Origin of the sequence: Nostoc sp. NMS2, from assembly GCF_017115105.1 — a bacterium.
Classification (GTDB): domain Bacteria; phylum Cyanobacteriota; class Cyanobacteriia; order Cyanobacteriales; family Nostocaceae; genus Nostoc.
Map to the genome: position 1 here is coordinate 1 of NZ_JABXKH010000085.1, position 17,141 is coordinate 17,141.

At 45.0% G+C, this 17,141-nt stretch carries 12 protein-coding genes; 8 read left to right on the forward strand and 4 right to left on the reverse strand.

Annotated elements, in window-relative coordinates; all coding sequences use genetic code 11:
* Nucleotides 1-221: 221 nt before the first annotated feature.
* The 6 genes from HWQ36_RS15925 (at nucleotide 222) to HWQ36_RS15950 (ending at nucleotide 7,305) form a co-directional block, all read left to right on the forward strand.
* Nucleotides 222-1,097, forward strand: a complete 876-nt coding sequence (locus HWQ36_RS15925) for an STAS domain-containing protein (protein WP_292704560.1) — start codon at nucleotides 222-224, stop codon at nucleotides 1,095-1,097.
* Between the two features lie 11 nt (nucleotides 1,098-1,108).
* Nucleotides 1,109-1,546, forward strand: a complete 438-nt coding sequence (locus HWQ36_RS15930; RefSeq protein ID WP_292704562.1) for an STAS domain-containing protein — start codon at nucleotides 1,109-1,111, stop codon at nucleotides 1,544-1,546.
* Complete coding sequence (locus tag HWQ36_RS15935; protein WP_292704564.1) at nucleotides 1,485-1,931, forward strand: anti-sigma regulatory factor; 447 nt, start codon at nucleotides 1,485-1,487, stop codon at nucleotides 1,929-1,931. The genes HWQ36_RS15930 and HWQ36_RS15935 overlap by 62 nt, the downstream gene beginning before the upstream one ends.
* 1 nt (nucleotide 1,932) lies before the next feature.
* A complete protein-coding gene (locus HWQ36_RS15940) occupies nucleotides 1,933-2,946 on the forward strand; it encodes an ATP-binding SpoIIE family protein phosphatase (RefSeq protein ID WP_292704566.1) in 1,014 nt (337 codons plus the stop codon).
* Between the two features lie 97 nt (nucleotides 2,947-3,043).
* Nucleotides 3,044-5,176: an ATP-binding protein gene (locus HWQ36_RS15945; RefSeq protein WP_292704568.1), complete on the forward strand. Its 2,133-nt coding sequence runs from the start codon at nucleotides 3,044-3,046 to the stop codon at nucleotides 5,174-5,176.
* Nucleotides 5,177-5,187: 11 nt separating this feature from the next.
* On the forward strand, nucleotides 5,188-7,305 hold the full coding sequence (locus HWQ36_RS15950; protein ID WP_292704570.1) for a response regulator: 2,118 nt from the start codon (nucleotides 5,188-5,190) through the stop codon (nucleotides 7,303-7,305).
* Nucleotides 7,306-7,570: 265 nt separating this feature from the next.
* Here the strand turns inward: HWQ36_RS15950 and HWQ36_RS15955 are convergent, their stop codons facing one another.
* Nucleotides 7,571-9,769 (reverse strand): recombinase family protein, encoded by a 2,199-nt coding sequence (locus HWQ36_RS15955; protein WP_292704572.1) that lies wholly within the window; start codon nucleotides 9,767-9,769, stop codon nucleotides 7,571-7,573.
* Nucleotides 9,770-9,847: 78 nt separating this feature from the next.
* On the opposite strand from HWQ36_RS15955, the gene HWQ36_RS15960 reads away from it, so the two are divergent.
* Nucleotides 9,848-11,200, forward strand: coding sequence for a proton extrusion protein PcxA (locus HWQ36_RS15960; protein WP_292704573.1), 1,353 nt, complete (start codon nucleotides 9,848-9,850; stop codon nucleotides 11,198-11,200).
* Between the two features lie 454 nt (nucleotides 11,201-11,654).
* Nucleotides 11,655-12,947, forward strand: a complete 1,293-nt coding sequence (locus HWQ36_RS15965; RefSeq protein WP_292704575.1) for a murein transglycosylase A — start codon at nucleotides 11,655-11,657, stop codon at nucleotides 12,945-12,947.
* A 314-nt stretch (nucleotides 12,948-13,261) separates the two neighbouring features.
* Here the strand turns inward: HWQ36_RS15965 and HWQ36_RS15970 are convergent, their stop codons facing one another.
* The 3 genes from HWQ36_RS15970 to HWQ36_RS15980 all read right to left on the reverse strand — a co-directional run.
* Nucleotides 13,262-13,495, reverse strand: a complete 234-nt coding sequence (locus tag HWQ36_RS15970) for a DUF3134 domain-containing protein (RefSeq protein WP_292704576.1) — start codon at nucleotides 13,493-13,495, stop codon at nucleotides 13,262-13,264.
* A gap of 203 nt (nucleotides 13,496-13,698) precedes the next feature.
* Nucleotides 13,699-14,127, reverse strand: coding sequence for a hypothetical protein (locus tag HWQ36_RS15975; RefSeq protein ID WP_292704578.1), 429 nt, complete (start codon nucleotides 14,125-14,127; stop codon nucleotides 13,699-13,701).
* Nucleotides 14,128-15,066: 939 nt separating this feature from the next.
* The coding region (locus HWQ36_RS15980; protein WP_292704580.1) for a DUF4114 domain-containing protein at nucleotides 15,067-17,141 on the reverse strand (2,075 nt) is incomplete at its 5' end.

The window sequence follows — 17,141 nt, forward strand, 5'->3', positions numbered from 1 at the left end:
CTCAACACTGACAGCCGTACAGGTACAGTGTGAGCCTTCTTGCTGTTTAAGGTAATAATCTCTCCAACCTGAAGGTATTGAAGAATTTCTTTGTTGGAAGTCCCTTAGCAATCGCTGTATCTCTGCCCAATTGAGCGCACTTCATATCTAGCAAGCTTTTAGGCTTTTCATAATCATAGCTTTCAGCTTGGACTGAATCGTCATACACTGATTTTGAACTAATGAAAGCGGTTGCCCTCAAAGAAACGATGAGCGAAAGTAAGATATCAGAGATATTAGAAACCTTCGAGGCAGACTTGCTGTCGGAGTGGACTCAGGAACTAGCCATTGTCAATATTCGCAGAGGCTTGATTAAAGAAGCCCAGCTAAAGGAGGAGTGCCGAGAATTCCTTAGTTTGTTTCGGATTGCCGTTGGGCGAGGCAATACCAATATTCAGACAGAGGCGTGGCAGGAGATGCGGGAGATGCTCAATAGCATTTCTCGATCGCGATCGCAAAATGGCTTCACACCGTCAGAAACGGCTACATTCGTCTTTTCGTTCAAGCAACCCCTGTTCAAACGAATGCGTCAGCAATTGCAAGACCCCATTGAGTTGGGTGAAAATATCTGGCTAGCCACAAACTTACTCGATCAGCTAGGATTGCTGACAATTGAAGTGTATCAAAAGGTGCGGGAAGAGGTGATTTTGCGGCAGCAGGAAGAGTTGATGGAACTGTCTACCCCAGTAGTTAAACTCTGGGAGGGAATTTTGGCATTGCCGATTATCGGCACCCTGGACAGTGCCCGCACTCAAATGATGATGGAGTCATTATTACAGAAGATTGTCGAAACCGAGTCAGAAGTTGCCATCATTGACATTACCGGGGTTCCCACTGTCGATACCCTGACTGCTCAACATCTGCTTAAGACCGTTACTGCTGCCCGGCTCATGGGAGCCGATTGTATGATCAGTGGCATTCGTCCGCAAATTGCCCAAACGATCGTTTATCTCGGCATTGATTTGACAAATGTAGTTACGAAAGCAACGTTAGCCGATGCCTTTCTTACGGCGTTAAAACGGTTGGGAACGACTATTACCCGCTCTCAATCCAAATAGCTGGAAGGAAAATGGAACGTATTCCGATACTCAAAATAGGTAATTTCCTGCTTGTGACGATCCAGGTAGATATGCACGATCGCCTCGCGATGACACTACAGGAAGACCTGACTAACTACATCACTCAAACTCACCCTTACGGTGTCCTAATTGATATTTCTGCATTAGAGATTGTTGATTCCTTCATTGGGAGGATTTTAGGTAACATTGCCAGAATGTCACGGGTGCTGAATGCTGAGACAGTTGTTGTCGGGATGCAGCCTGCCGTGGCAATCACCTTAGTGGAATTGGGGCTGTCGCTGACGGGCATTCGCACAGCCCTAAACCTAGAAAAGGGTATGGCATTGTTGCGATCGCTTCCAGCGGGCGGGACGCCATCGTCACTCAATGAAACCACAAATCAAATCACTGCCACTCAATGGCGTGCAGATGATGATACAGAAGACTGAAACAATCGACATTCAATCTTCTGGTGATGTAGTTTCAGTTCGGCAAGCCGTGCGCCAGTTGGCCGTGGAAATAGGCTTTGGTTTAGTAGACCAAACTAAAATTGTCACCGCCGCCAGTGAGTTAGCCCGCAATACCCTAGACTATGGGGGAGGCGGCACAGTAAAGCTAGAAACGCTTCAGGAAGGGCGAAGACGAGGAATCCGGCTGACCTTTGAAGATCGGGGCCCGGGAATTTCCGATATCGAACTGGCGCTAAAGGATGGGTTCACCACGGGCAGTGGGTTAGGTATGGGGCTGGGTGGTGCCAAACGACTTGCCAACGAGTTTGAGATTCAGTCTACGGTGGGAGAAGGGACACGGATAACAATTGTACGATGGAAATAAAATGCGAGAATCTGTCGCCGTCACAATTACTGAATCTAGCCAGACTGGGGAAGCCAGACGGGTAGCGATGGCTTTGGCAACTCGGCTCGGTTTTCAGGAAACGGAACGGGGCAAGGTTGGCATTGTGGTGACAGAAGTTGCCAACAATCTGGTGCAGCACGCCCAGGGCGGAGTGGTGTTGCTACGATCGCTCAAGCAAGATTCCAGAATTGGCATTGAAGTCTTATCGCTAGATAAAGGACGGGGAATGGTCGATGTGGATGAGTGTTTGCAAGATGGCTTTTCCACAGCCGGAACCTTAGGTAATGGCATGGGTGCAATTCGTCGCCTTTCTGGTTTATTGGAAATTTACTCCATTCCCAACCAAGGGACAGCGCTCCTCGCTCACCTCTGGCCAGACCCAGCACCCCATCAACCTGAGAAGATTTTAGAAATTGGAGCGATCTGTTTGCCCAAACGAGGAGAAGAGGTTTCAGGAGATACTTGGGCATCTGAAGTTGATCGTCATCGTAGCCTGTTGCTAGTAGCCGATGGTTTAGGGCATGGGCCTGCGGCTGCCAGTGCTGCTTCCGAAGCCGTGAGAATGTTTCAAGAACATCTTCATTATTCTCCTGGTGCGATCGTCGAAGCTGCCCACGCCGCCTTGCGAAGTACAAGAGGAGCAGCACTGGCCATTGCCGAAATCGACTTTGAACAACAGTCTGTCCGCTTTGCTGGAATTGGCAACATCGCTGCCAGCATTTTCTCCTTTACTGAACACCGCAATCTGCTATCTCACAATGGCACGGTCGGACATGAAATCCACAAAATTCAAGAGTTTAGCTATCCCTGGTATGCCAACGGACTTTTAATTATGCATTCTGACGGATTAGGCGCTAAGTGGCAGATCGATCGCTATCCAGGCTTAATTCAAAAACATCCCAGCCTGATTGCAGGTGTGTTATACCGAGACTTTAAGCGAGAGCGGGACGATGTGACAGTGTTAGTGGCTAAAGGAATGGGAAATAATTCGTAATTCGTAATACTTCGGCTACGCTCAGTACAAGTTCGTAATTCGTAATTAGAGATAGAAGCCTCAAAGAAAGTGTAATTTTGAATTGGAGCGAAGCGACTTGACAATTCTTTTGGCGATCGCCATCCAGTACGAACAAGATGTTGTGCAAGCTCGGCAACGAACTCGTGAGATCGCCGAGCAGTTGGGTTTTGATGCTCAAGAACGGGCGCGATTGGCAACGGCAGTTTCCGAAATTGCCCGCAATGCTTTTCAATATGCCAAACATGGAACGGTTGAATTTTCTGTGGCGGGAGAGCCGCAAGCGTTTCTGATTCGGATTCAGGATCGGGGTGGGGGTATTCCTGATTTGGCAGACGTTTTGGCAGGACGCTACACCTCTGACACGGGAATGGGGCTAGGCATCGTCGGCACGCGCAGGTTGATGGATTTCTTTGAGATTGAATCGCTGCTGGGGCAGGGAACAACGGTAACAATCGGCAAAAAGTTGTCGAAGCGCACACCTACTTTCAGCGATTCGCAATTGCAGCAGATTCGAGAAACTGTGATGAGGCGATCGCCCGAAAATCCCTATCAAGAAATCCAGCAGCAAAACCAGGAATTACTCCGGGCAATGGCAGAGCTACGGAAGCGCGAGGAAGAACTGAGCCAACTCAATCAGGAACTGGAAGATACCAATCGCGGTGTGGTTGCCCTCTATGCGGAACTGGATGAGAAGGCAAGCTCCCTGCAACAAGTAAACGAGCTAAAAACCCGCTTTCTCTCGAATATGAGCCACGAGTTTCGCACGCCGCTTAACTCGATTCTGTCGCTCTCTCGGATGCTGCTGGCCCGGATGGATGGCGATTTGACTCTTGAGCAAGAAAAGCAGGTAACATTCATCCAAAAAGCGGCAAGCGGATTATCAGAACTGGTCAACGACTTGCTGGATTTGGCAAAGGTGGAAGCTGGAAAAATTGAAGTGCGTCCCAGTTCCTTTGAAGTCAGTGACTTGTTTGGCACGCTGCGGGGGATGCTGCGCCCATTATTGGTTCAAGGCTCCTCTGTAGCGCTGATTGTCGAGGAACCTGAAGGTATTCCGCCGCTCTATAACGATGAGGGCAAAATCGCTCAAATTCTCAGAAACTTTGTCTCGAATGCGCTCAAATTTACTGAGCAGGGAGAGGTGCGCGTCACTGCTGTGCAAACTGGTCATACCATCACCTTTTCTGTATCTGATACGGGCATCGGCATTGCTCCAGCCGATCGAGAGCGGATTTTTGAGGATTTTATGCAAATTGAGTCGCCTCTGCAAAAGCAGGTGAAGGGAACCGGGTTAGGATTGCCGTTATCGCGCAAGCTAGCGGAGCTAATTGGCGGCAGCATTTCGGTGAAAAGTCAGCTGGGTGAAGGCTCTACCTTTACAGCATTGATTCCGATCGTCTACCCAAATGCCATCGAATTGACCACCATACTGCAACCAATTGCATCAGTTGAGCCAACTCGCCTGCCCATTCTGGTCGTTGAAGATCATCCAGAAACGCTATTTATTTACGAAAAGCACCTTCAGGAATCAATCTATCAATTGATTGCTACCCGCACCTTGGCTCAGGCAAGGCAAGCCTTACAAAAATTTCGACCGGCGGCGATTATGCTAGATATTTTGCTGGAGGGGCAAAATGGCTGGACGTTCTTGCGAGAAATCAAAGGGGATGAAACGACTCGCACTATCCCTATACTCGTTATTACTATCATTGATAACGAGAAGCAAGCACTGGCGCTAGGAGCAGAGGGTTTTCTAATTAAGCCAGTAGACAGATTGCCCCTGTTGAACAAACTCAATAGGCTAATTACTGGGAACAAGCCTCAAAAAATCTTGTTAATTGACGATGACCCCGCCTATCGGTATCTTGTGAAACAATTGTTAATAAATACACCGTTGAGTATTTTAGAAGCCGCGAACGGACAGGAAGGATTAAATTTGGCACAACACGAACAGCCAACTGCGATCGTGCTTGACTTGGAGATGCCAGAGATCGGCGGGTTTGATGTACTCAAGCAGCTTAAGAACAATTATGTCACTCAGTCGATTCCTGTGATCATTCACTCATCTGCCCAACTGGATGCAGAAGCGCACAGCCGATTAGCGAAACAAACCATAGCCATTGTTTCCAAAGAAACAGGCTTTCAAACCACGGCGATCGCTCAACTTCAAGATGCGCTCGTCAAAGCCGGACTTGTTCTAGAGGTTTAAAGTATAAAGTCATGTCTGAGCCACGGGTTACGATCCTGCATATTGACGATAATGAAGCCAATCGTTACGTTGTTAACCGTATTTTGCAAAATGCAGGCTTTAGTGTCCTGGAAGCGGCAACCGGAGCAACAGGATTAGAAGCTGTTGCTAGCCTTCAGCCTGACTTAGTGATTTTAGATGTCCAACTACCAGATATCAGCGGCTTTGAAGTCTGTCGCCAAATTAAGGCAAACCCGGAAACGACTTTTATTCCTGTGTTACACCTTTCTGCAAGTTTTGTCCAAAGCCAGGATAAAGCAGAAGGCTTGGACAGTGGTGCTGATGCCTATTTAGTGCAACCAGTTGAACCCATTGAACTGCTGGCCACCATGCGATCGCTGCTGCGAATTCGTCGGGCGGAGGAAGCTGCTTTGTCTTCAGCGCGGGAGTGGCAAACTACCTTTGACTCTATGAACGACGGTGTGTGTTTGGTAGACCAGGAAGGTATAATTCTGCGCTGTAATCGAGCGATGATGCAGCTTTTTTGCAAGCCCTGCCACGAAATCTTAGGTTGTGCCCATCATGAGTTGATGGGCGCAGAATTAGGAATCGGCGATGGCACTTGTTTTCGCCGTGCGAAAGAAACTCACCAACGGCAGATTTTAGAATTTCAGTCCCAAAAACGGTGGTTTGCCAAAACCATTGACCCGGTATTTGATGGGTATGGGAATCTCACAGGCGCTGTTTTCATCCTGTCTGATATCACCGAACGGAAGCGAGCCGAAGCCTTGCTGCAAGAGCAAAACGATCGCCTCAATCAACTGATGATTTCTTTGCAGCAACAAACTGAACAAGCGCAGCAAGCCAATCGAATCAAAGATGAGTTTCTGGCAGTGCTATCTCATGAATTGCGATCGCCCCTGAATCCGATTCTGGGTTGGGCAAGAATTCTGCAAACGAGTCGCCAGGACGCAGCCAAAACTCAGTACGCCCTCGAAACCATCGAGCGCAACGCGAAACTGCAAGCACAACTAATCGAAGATTTACTTGATGTGTCGCGCATTCTCCAAGGTAAGTTGAGTTTGAAGACAGTTCCAGTTGGTCTAACTTTTACCATCAAAGCTGCCCTTGAAACCGTGCGGCTTGCTGCTGAAGCTAAATCCATTCAGATTCAAACAATATTTGAACCGAACGTTGGACAAGTGTTGGGTGATTCTGGTCGCCTGCAACAGGTTGTTTGGAATCTACTTTCTAACGCAATTAAATTTACCTCACAGGGTGGTCGAGTAGAGGTGCAATTGTCCAACATAGCAGGGGGAGCAGGGGGCAGGGAGCAGGGAGCAGGGGAGGCAGGGGAGGCAGGGGAGGCAGGGGAAGAAATAACTCTAATCCCCAATGACCAACGCCCACTTGCCCTGAGCGTTCGCGTAGCGTCTCGTAGAGAAGCCGAAGGGATGCCCGATGCCCAATCCCCAGTCCCCACCTATGCTCAAATCACTGTCAGCGATACTGGCAGGGGGATCTCTGGTGACTTTTTACCTTACGTCTTTGACTACTTCCGCCAAGCCGATGGGACAACGACTCGAAAATTTGGCGGGTTGGGGTTAGGGTTAGCGATCGTGCGTCATTTGGTTGAATTACACGGCGGAACCGTTCAGGCAGCAAGTCCTGGAGAAGGTCAAGGAGCAGTGTTTACAGTCAAACTTCCACTCATGGCTGCTTCAAAATTGAATCAAGATAATACTTTTGATCGCGATCGCTCTGACTTCAATCTCAATGGATTGCAAGCGCTGCTTGTAGACGATGACAGAGATTCACGGGAGTTCATCGCCTTCGTACTAGAACAGTACGGGGCCCAAGTGACTGAAGCGGACTCAGCACATGATGCTCTGAGCAGTTTGGGGCAAGCAAAATTTGATTTGTTAATCAGTGATATTGGTATGCCCGATATGGATGGCTACGCACTAATTCGTCAAATTAGAAAGCAGTCACCCGATCGAGGCGGAGAAATCCCAGCGATCGCCCTGACTGCTTATGCGGGAGAAATTAATCAACAACAAGCGCTAGCTGCCGGATTTCAACAGCATATTTCTAAACCAATTGAGCTAGAAGTATTAATACAGGCTATTTTGACTATAGTAGATATCTAGCAATCTGATTCCCGTTATTTTTTGAGGGGATGCGTAGACGCTTCTTCGGCTTGTTGTTAGACATCGCTTTTTAAGCCCTATCCCAAAGTCCTAAACTATAAAGCAATATGCTTGGGTTAAGGCTAGCACTCTTTGTCAAAGTCATTTTTTTTACGAACCGCCAAGACGCAGAGAAGCCAGTGCGCCCTTGCGGTTCCCCGACTTGAAGCAACTGGCGCGACACAGAGAGAAGAAAGAGAAGGAAAAAATTGCTTAACTCAACCACTCATTTAACATTAGTCTCAGAAATAACTGTTACACAAGCATTCACTAAGGGTAATAACGGCCCTAGTTGCTCTTGTCCATTTACGGCTAAATCGCTGTGACACAAATAAACTCTCTCGGATACACGAGAGAGTAAATCTGTTAAAATCCTCCGCAGTCGTTCTTCTTCTGCCAATTTCTCATCTTCTGCTGTCCAAGGTTCGCCTAACCTGTCTTGCAGGAAAAACGGCGCACCAAATAACGTTGCTGCGCCACCTTTGGCCCAAAGAGGTGAACCAGCATCCAGCCAAAAATGCCAACGGTGCGATCGCCTACTAGACCGATATTGAAATATAGTTGCTAAGGTAACAGCCTTTCTCGCTCCACCGATGGGGCGCACGGGGTAAGGATTGGCAGTAATCGTACCACGTCGCAGTAATTGAATAAATTCGATAATAGTTGTGTAAGGCGTTGTCTCAACTGGGGAAATTTGTCGTAACCTGGTGTCAATTTCCCAGTAGTGTTGAGCGGTTTCTAATAATTCCCGCAATGCTGCTAGCTGTTCGTAGGGAAGATTGCTACCATTCCACAAAAAACGCTGAATTGCTCTATCTAAAAGGGAAATGGGGCTGGGAATTAACCGCAATTCTTGTTGCGATCGCTGTTGTTCTAACCACTCCAATATTTCATTATAAGCTGTAGTAGCCGCATAGCCGATTCTATCCCAGCGCTCGAAGGCGGACACTGGTAGCAAGTTAGGGCGATCGGGATGGGGTACAAAGCAATAATCTGCAATTAAACCAGCGCGTACCGGATCAATATCTGTAGAGACGCGATTAATCGCGTCTTCTCTCAGATTAATCGCGTCTGTAGTGTTTTCTGGGAGTTGTTGTTTCTTACTCAATACAACCAGCATTTCAGCCACGGCATCCCGATCTACGAGGCGACCCAAGCCGGGATAAACTAATGCCAGCATGGTGAGTAATGCACGAATGATAGGTGAACTAATTAGGGGACGCTGATCGTTGAGCGATTCTACCTGGATGTTTTGCTTAACGAGGATTTCTACTAGAGTATAACGAGCGATCGCATCTAAACCTGGTGCAATAATCGCTACTTCTTCGGCTTGTACTTGCTGCGATTGGATCGCATCAGCAATTACCTCTGCTGTTTGTCGCAATAGTTGAGCGCGGGAGGTAGTTTGAATGGAATGCACAATCTCTGGTAGACTAACCAGCACCATTGGTTCTGTGACTAATTCCACCATCTGTTTAGCTTGCTCTCCCAGAGACTCTGGAGGCGGCTCGGTTAAGATTTCTACCCGACAACGCTTTGCTAACCCTTCTAGATATTTGGGATCTGCTCCCAATCCCAATCGCACTGCACCGTCAGGATTGTAGCTAAACGCGCCGATCGCACCTTGGTCTAATAGCAATTCAAACAAAAGACGCGCTACGCTAGGATAATCGTCAACATCATCCGCCAATACTGCTTGATAGCGTTTAGTTAGATGCTGTTGGTAGTTGCGATCGCTTAATAAATATTGACTATAGAGTTCGGTAATAATGCCATAAGTTAGTAACCCCCTCTCTAAACACCAGTTACGCCAATCAATGAGCAAAGATGCCAAAAATTCCGGCTCTAAAGTTGTAGTGTTTTCCCCCAGACCCCTTGCCAAAATCTGGGCAATATCTTCGCAATGTACACCACTGTAAGCAGCTAATTGCAACAAGTCTAAAATGCGACGCACCAAGCGAGACTCATTCACTCCCGCAATTCGTAAAATTTCTTCGTCTAATTGGGGACGCCAAAGTTTGGTTGCTAACTCTTGTTCCGTTTCTGGTCGCAATCTTACCGGAAACTGGGCCTTCAAATTCAACGAGTTAATTAGCAACGGCCAAAATAAAATAACTTCATCCTGGAAAAAACCTAACGGTGTCTTGGCACGTACCGGATATTTCCCTAATGTGGATGTAACAATGATATCTCCCAACTCTCGGCGATTATCATCATTAGCAGCTAAGACTAAAACTCCTGGCTCTGTTTGTTTAAGATATAAAAATTCGGGTATGCGTTCGCCTTTTTTACGTGCTTGTTTATTAGTATAAAATAATTCAGTATGCTGCTTCTCAGGTTGTACCCAACTACCAAATTGCTCTACCAAGCGAGCCGTCTTACCAGTGCGACTAGTGCCAACAATCCAGACCGAATGAGAAACCACAAACTTTCTCCTTGTAGATTTGCTAGTATACCTCGTGCGTTAACTTAAGGTTAAGAATCACCAAATAATGCTGGATGATTGTTTCCAATGAAAAATTCTGTTTTTAGCCAAAAAATCTATTCTTTTTTACTTGCTGCTTATCGATGGTACTTACAGACTCCTGAACGTTCTTTACATGAAGCTTACGATGCAGCATTAAAGATTAAGGAAATAGAAGACAAGCATTTTAGTGGTAATAAAATAGACATTGACTCAGCCACGTACAGTAACAGCGTGATGGATTATTTTGAGTCAGACCTCAACAAGCTCTTAAAAATTGCTAAAATGCGGCTGACAGAGTTTAGAGCAAGCCGTTGGTTTCTAAATGAAGAGAATCAAAATGCTCAGAAAGCAGGTATAGAACATCCAAGTCCTGCTTTGGTTTTGCAAAAGCTAAACTTTATCGATCAAGTTATATCCAAATACATAACGAGTTCCGATCAAATAACTTCTAACGCTTTAGTTGTAAAACCTCCAAATCTACCAATTAACTCTGCGATATCTGATGACAAATTGTTGCTCGTCAATACTCCAACGTTACCACCAAAAATACCAACTCAAGACTCGGAGAAAAAACAAAAGCCAAAGGGTAAAGTAGATACAACAGGCGTTTTACCCCGTTCTATTTTAAGTACTATCACTCGTCTGCAAGTTGAATTAGACCCAAATTCTGAAAAAGAAGTAATTCAGAATTTTCGTCAGACTCAAAGAAGAACAATAATATCTATCAGGTTTATTTTACTATTAATTATCGTACCACTTTTGACGCATCAGATAGCAAAAGCTTTCGTAGTCGGCCCATCTGTTGAGCATTTTAGAAGCAGCGATCAGATGCAGATATTCATCAACTCAGAAATGGAAGAGGAAGCCCTACAAGAATTAGAAAGATTTGAAGAAAAGCTCAAGTTTGAAAATTTCATTAGAAATGCTCCTCCCCTGTCGTCTGAACAGATGGAAATTCAAATGACAAACAAGGCTGTAGAGCTTGCTGAAGAATTTCGTCAAGAAAGCTCTAATGCTATCAAAAATGTTTTTGCAGATATGTTCTCGGTTGGTGCTTTTATCTGGCTTTTGCTTGTTAGCAAGTCTTCTATTGCTGTAGTCAAAGATTTCTTTGATAATATTGTCTATGGACTTAGTGATAGTGCCAAGGCATTTATCATCATTTTGTTTACTGATATATTTGTAGGTTTCCACTCTCCGCATGGCTGGGAAGTACTCTTAGAAGGTGTATCACGTCATTGGGGATTACCAGCAAATCGAGATTTTATCTTCTTATTTATTGCTACATTCCCAGTGATTTTAGATACCATTTTCAAATATTGGATATTCCGATATTTGAACCGGATATCGCCTTCGGCAGTTGCGACTTATCGTAATATGAATGAATAGGGAATTGGGAATTGGGAATTGGGCATGGGGCGGTAAATTATTTTTTGTTTTTGAGTTTTGAATTTGTGGGAAGTGCAATACTGCGTAGGTAAGGATTTGCCCTCATCCCCCAACCCCTTCTCCCAAATATGGGATTCGGGGAGCTAGAATTTCAAAGTTCCTCTCCCAGATTTGGGAGAGGGATTTAGGGTGAGGGCGAAAACTACGGTTCTCAACTTAGATGAGGTTTATGTATTTTTCTTTCTTCGGATGAAACCATCCTGCTTTTTAAGGGGAGCCACTGCGGGAACAGGGGTTTCCCCCGCCGCAGGATGCGCGTAGTTCGCAAAGCGTCTCCAAGAGTTGCGCTGTAGTGAAGCAAGTGGCGTGGACTAAGGGTATCTCTAATGACTATGCACCAAAACCTACGCAAGATTTGGGCGAAGTGGGATAATCTCAAAAATTTTGAATTTTGATGAAAAAGACACTTGCTGAGTTAGGAAAGTTTAACAAATTTATCGTTATCAGCTTACCTGTGTTTTTGTCGATTTTTCTGGTGCGGATGCAATCTTTGGCGCATCAGGAACTCAGTCCGCCAGAATGCCGGTTGAAAAAGTGGGATATACCAGTTTCCTTGACTGGTGAAAACCAAAATGTAGTTCCACAAAAGCAAAAAGCACCATTAATTCAAAGGCTACCAGTTACTTGTTGTCAAGGTGATACCTCTTGTTTGGATGAACTTCTATATGGAGAAATACCAGACAAAAAAGCGCTATTGAGTGCGATCGCTCGGAGTCTCCAATACCTGCAAACAGCTAATGCTGCCACTGCTTATCAAAACTATCAGGTGGTTGGGATTACGCGCGATCGCGTCTTCAAAAGCTTGAAAAGATTCCGCGAACTCGTCTTGACAACTAATTCTGCAACAGAATTACATCAAGCCATCGAGCGGGAATTTATTCTTTACCAGTCAGTCGGTAAAGACACCAAAGGTTCTGTTTTATTCACCGCCTATTATGAACCGCTTTACGCAGCCAGTCGCGTCCCCACACCAGAATATCGTTATCCTGTTTATCGATTACCTCCTGATTTAAACTCCTGGGCTAAACCGCATCCGACACGAGAGGAGTTAGAAGGAGCAGATGGTTTACAAGCTGCAAAAGGGAAATTACGAGGATTAGAATTGTTTTGGTTGCGCGATCGCCTCGAACCATATCTAGCTCAAATTGAAGGTTCAGCGCGACTTCAGCTTCCCGACGGGACTCAGACAGCGATCGGCTATGCCGGGAATAACGCTTATAACTACAAAAGTCTAGGGCGAGAATTAGCGAATGATGGCAAATTACCGCTACAAGGAATGACTATGCCAATTATTCTTGACTATTTCCAAAAGCATCCTCAAGAATTAAATATTTATATTCCGCGCGATCGCAGTTTTGTTTTTTTTCAAGAAAATCACGGTGAACCAGCCCAAGGTTCAATCAACGTCCCCCTAACAGCAGAGCGTTCCATCGCTACAGATAAATCTCTCATGCCTCCTGGTGCTTTAGCATTGATTCGTGCTTCCATTCCCTTTGCTAATCCTACCGGAAAACTGGAGGAGCGCATCGTTAGCCGCTATGTTCTTGACCAAGATACCGGCGGTGCAATCAAAGGTGCAGGTAGGGTAGATTATTTTTTAGGGACTGGGAAATTAGCAGGCGATCGCGCTGGTGTCACAGTCAGCAATGGACAATTATTTTATCTACTACTCAAGTCCAAGAATTAAATAATTCGTAATTCGTAATTCGTAATTCGTAATTCAGTTTTGTGACGGGGATTTAGCGCAAAGTGCGGTCTTGGGGTCTCCCCAAGAGGAGCAACTTTGCAAGACAGACCCCGACCCAAAACTTTCTGCCTGTAGAGGCAGGGGAATTAAACCCCTAAACTTTGTTAAACCAACTCCCATTTTAATACTAAGAATCCCGACTTCTCTAAAAAGTCGGGATTCTTAGCCCTTCAGCGTAAATAAATTTCACATTCCAAATTAATGAAACGCTTGAGATAATTACGAATTACGAATTACGAATTACGAATTACGAATTACGCCTCTATTTCCATCTCAGAATCGTCATCATCATGATCGTAAGGGATATCATCAAGGTCAATCATTTCTGAAATTTCTTCTACTTCATTTAGATACTCAGATTCTTGGTGTTCACGCTCGATTAGACGACCAGTTGACTTTAGCCATTCCAAAAGAATAAATTCATTACTTGTACGAATTACAGGCGCTCGTTGGTTACGAGGTTCTTCACGCAAAGGACTTATAGGCATAAAAAAGACTCACTTTGAATTATGGATTGCTGTACAAAAACAGAAAAATTGTACACTTAAGGTTAAAAGGCTTGTTATGCAAGACTTTTATGAACAAATGAAATATGAACTATTGAGTTTTTTATTCTCTTGTCCGTTTACTTACTTACCATTAAAATGTCTTTGCGTCAGCCTTAATCATAAATCTTAAAGCGGACACAATCTCACAAAGCATTTGGTAGCTTGGCGAGAGTTTCATACATATCAGAGGGTAATGCAGACAATCTGTTCGCTACAGCGACGGCATCAGCTAAATTGCTAAATTGACACCGGACAATTTCTTGCCCATTTCCTGAAGGAAATCGCTTTCTAGCTTTGTTAGATACAGCACAAATAATCGCTAAAGCTTTGGCGAACCCATCTTTTGTCAAGATTGTTTCCTGAGCGAACCCTTCAACAGGGATAAGGCAAACCTCAAATCGATAACCCGGTCTGGGAGAAACGGCTATGTCAATATAAGGTTTATCTTCTTTTCTGATTCTGCGTAAATATTTAGCTGTGGAATTAGTATCGTGTAAATCAGTCCCAAGGGCGTAAGTAAAGAAACAATCTTCTGTGAGGGACTCAGGACGGGTAATTATATCCGTTGGCATAAGTTCAAGTACTATCCTTATGTTGTCTGGGTTTGTGACACACTAAACTTGTCCGTTCTTTTTAGCACATTTTTTGAAAGTGAGAGGTATTAGTTTCACGCAAGGTATAGCAATACAGTTTTACTCACTAAAAATTTCAATTTTTGCAATCCTCAAAGACTCTCATCTTTAAACGATAGATTTGCAATATAAACTGACACAAAACACCTCCAGAAGCAAAGTTTGTAGAGATTTAGATTCGGAGAGGTGTTTACACAGTCAGTTACATGACCGAAAATATTTCTCAACTATTCCATCATAACATAGTTGACGGTTGAACTTTTTTAAACTATGTCTGACCCGTAGATGTAAGGTCAACAACAGCAGTAAGGTTATATTCAATTCCGACTTTTAGATAATTAAAGACACAGAGGATGAATAGTTAGTGCGATCGCATCATCTTATAAAGTAATACCATTTCTGTATAAAGATGCGCTTATAAGACTGATGTAAAACTACAGACTGTAGGGGCAATTCATGAATTGCCCCTACGTTAATAAAGCGCAACCCTGCATAGAATTGGTATAAGGTGGGTAGTGCTTTTGGTTTGCTTAAATCCTTGTTTTTAGCTTGTAGTCAGTACCTAATACCAATTTAATGTGAAGTTGCACATATCTCGATCCCCCTAAATCCACGCCACTTGCTTCATTTGGGGTCTCCCCCGCCGCAGGATGCGCGTTCGCAAAGCGTCTCGCAGAGAAGCGCTGTAGTGGAGCGACTGGCGTGGGCTAGGGGGGATCTAATTCTATGCAGCTTCATAAAAAATTGGTATAACCCCAAATTTTACCATGCAAAAACGCCAAAGGCGAACAAAGCGACGGCAGTTGTGAGATTTTATCCATTGGCTATTCCAAGACTGCCTTGTTCACCTTTTGTGGCGCTTATAAACTCCTAAAATTACTAGACAACACTCAATTTAACTCGCACAATAACATCGTTAAAATCGTTGTCACCTCCACCAGCTAAATCCTCAAAACCAAAGGTATTATTCCCTAACAAACGAATATGATCTACCTTGTCACTATTAGCACCCAAGAATGGGAAGTAAACTGCTGGATTATTATTAGGATTGCTATCTAAAACAGCATCTGGTCTGCCATCCACGATAATGAATGGTGCAAAGATAGAACCAGGCTCGAAAGTGCCACTATAACTTGCCGTACCTTGGTTGTTCACCGTCAGGTCAATTCCGGCAACGCGCTGACGCAGTGCAGCTTCGGTATAACCAGCTTGGCCAACAAGAATATCTCCCTTACCATCGCCGTTGGTATCAATACCACCATTTTCATCAGCTACTTTATAGAATCCGACGAAATTATTGAATGTAGCTTCTCGGTTAACAGCAAAATTAGCTGTTACCCGTTGTTCAACATCTCTTAAGTCAATCAATTCTCCTTGTGGTTTACCTTGTAGACTTGTACCCAAAGGTAACGGCTCACTTGTAGGCTGAATTCTTACAACCAGATTCTGAAAATCATTAGTGATATTACCAGAACCATCTTTCCAAGCCAAGGAGAACGCATTGTTATCTAAACTCGTAATTTTTTGATTTGAAGGATCAGAAAACAGTACGTTAGTGATTGGTGTGATATTAGTCAGCACATTTTCCGTTGTACTATTTTTGACTAAATAAAATCTCAGGTTAGTATCAGATGGGAACTCTAATGAACCATTGAGAGGACTGTTGCTAAACCCATTTGGTGGATTGGCAATAGCTGAAAGAATCACCTGTCCTCGTTCTAAAGCTTTGCGGGCATAACCTGCCGCGCCCGGAGCAATACCGTCAATTTTGCCTGTAGCATCATCAACACTATATACACCGAATTCATTCACTAACTCAGAATTGCTGCCTGCGATCGCAACTTTAAGAGTTACCTTATCATTATCACCTTTGATGTTAAAGACATCATTACCACTATTTGTCAGTTCTGGAGGTTGTGGTTCCGGTTGTGGTTCCGGTTGTGGTTCTGGTTGTGGTTGTGGTTTTGGAGTCCCAAAGACGACATAGCTCTGCCCTGCACCAGGTGCGCCCACAAGTAAGTCGTCAGCACCATCATTGTTGATATCGCCAGCAGCGCTAACTGAAGTAGCTGAGGAATCAGTAGCATTAATACCGTTGATGGCAAAGCCCTGACTGGGGTCGAGGTTGGAGAGGTCAAGACTTTCGCTAAAGCCGTTACTGCTACCAAACACTACGTAGCTCTGCCCAGCACCAGATAAGGCAAAAGGTGCGCCGATAATTAGGTCAGCAATGTCGTCATCGTTGACATCCCCAGCCGCGCTGACTGAAAAACCTGAGACATCATTGCCATTAATGCCGTTGATGACAAAGCCGTTGCTGCCGTTAAGGTCTGAGAGGTCGAGACTTTCACTAAAGCCGCTACTCTTACCAAACACCACATAGCTCTGTCCAGCACCCGAAGCGGCATTGTATGCACCGATGATTAGGTCGTCAATTTGATCATTATTAACGTCTCCAGCATTACTGACTGAGGTACCAAAAAAGTCACTTGCATTGCCATTAATGGCAAAACCGTTGCTGCCATTGAGACTAGACAGGTCGAAGTTAGGACTAAAGGCACTAGTGCTGCCAAACACCACGTAGCTTTTTCCAGTCCCCTGTGCGCCAATAATTAGGTCGTCGATGTTGTCGCCGTTGATATCCCCAGCACTACTAACTGAGTTGCCTGATGAGTCAGTGCCATTGCCATTGATGGCAAAGCCATTGCTTCCATCCAAGGATGAGAGGTCGAGGTTAGCACTAAATGCGCTACTGCGACCAAATACTATATAGCTCTGCCCTGCACCCGAAACGGCACTGGGTGCGCCAATAATTAGGTCGTCGATGTTGTCACCGTTGATGTCCCCGGCATTACTAACTGACGTGCCTGATGAGTCTGAGATGCCATCTGAGTTTCGCCCATTAATGCCGTTAATGGCAAAGCCATTGCTGCCATCCAGGGATGAGAGGTCGA

Coding starts and splice junctions, on each gene's coding strand:
- HWQ36_RS15930 (WP_292704562.1), top strand. CDS start 1,109: ATGGAACGTATTCCGATACTCAAAATAGGTAATTTCCTGCTTGTGACG.
- HWQ36_RS15935 (WP_292704564.1), top strand. CDS start 1,485: ATGAAACCACAAATCAAATCACTGCCACTCAATGGCGTGCAGATGATG.
- HWQ36_RS15925 (WP_292704560.1), top strand. CDS start 222: ATGAAAGCGGTTGCCCTCAAAGAAACGATGAGCGAAAGTAAGATATCA.
- HWQ36_RS15950 (WP_292704570.1), top strand. CDS start 5,188: ATGTCTGAGCCACGGGTTACGATCCTGCATATTGACGATAATGAAGCC.
- HWQ36_RS15940 (WP_292704566.1), top strand. CDS start 1,933: ATGCGAGAATCTGTCGCCGTCACAATTACTGAATCTAGCCAGACTGGG.
- HWQ36_RS15975 (WP_292704578.1), bottom strand. CDS start 14,127: ATGCCAACGGATATAATTACCCGTCCTGAGTCCCTCACAGAAGATTGT.
- HWQ36_RS15970 (WP_292704576.1), bottom strand. CDS start 13,495: ATGCCTATAAGTCCTTTGCGTGAAGAACCTCGTAACCAACGAGCGCCT.
- HWQ36_RS15965 (WP_292704575.1), top strand. CDS start 11,655: ATGAAAAAGACACTTGCTGAGTTAGGAAAGTTTAACAAATTTATCGTT.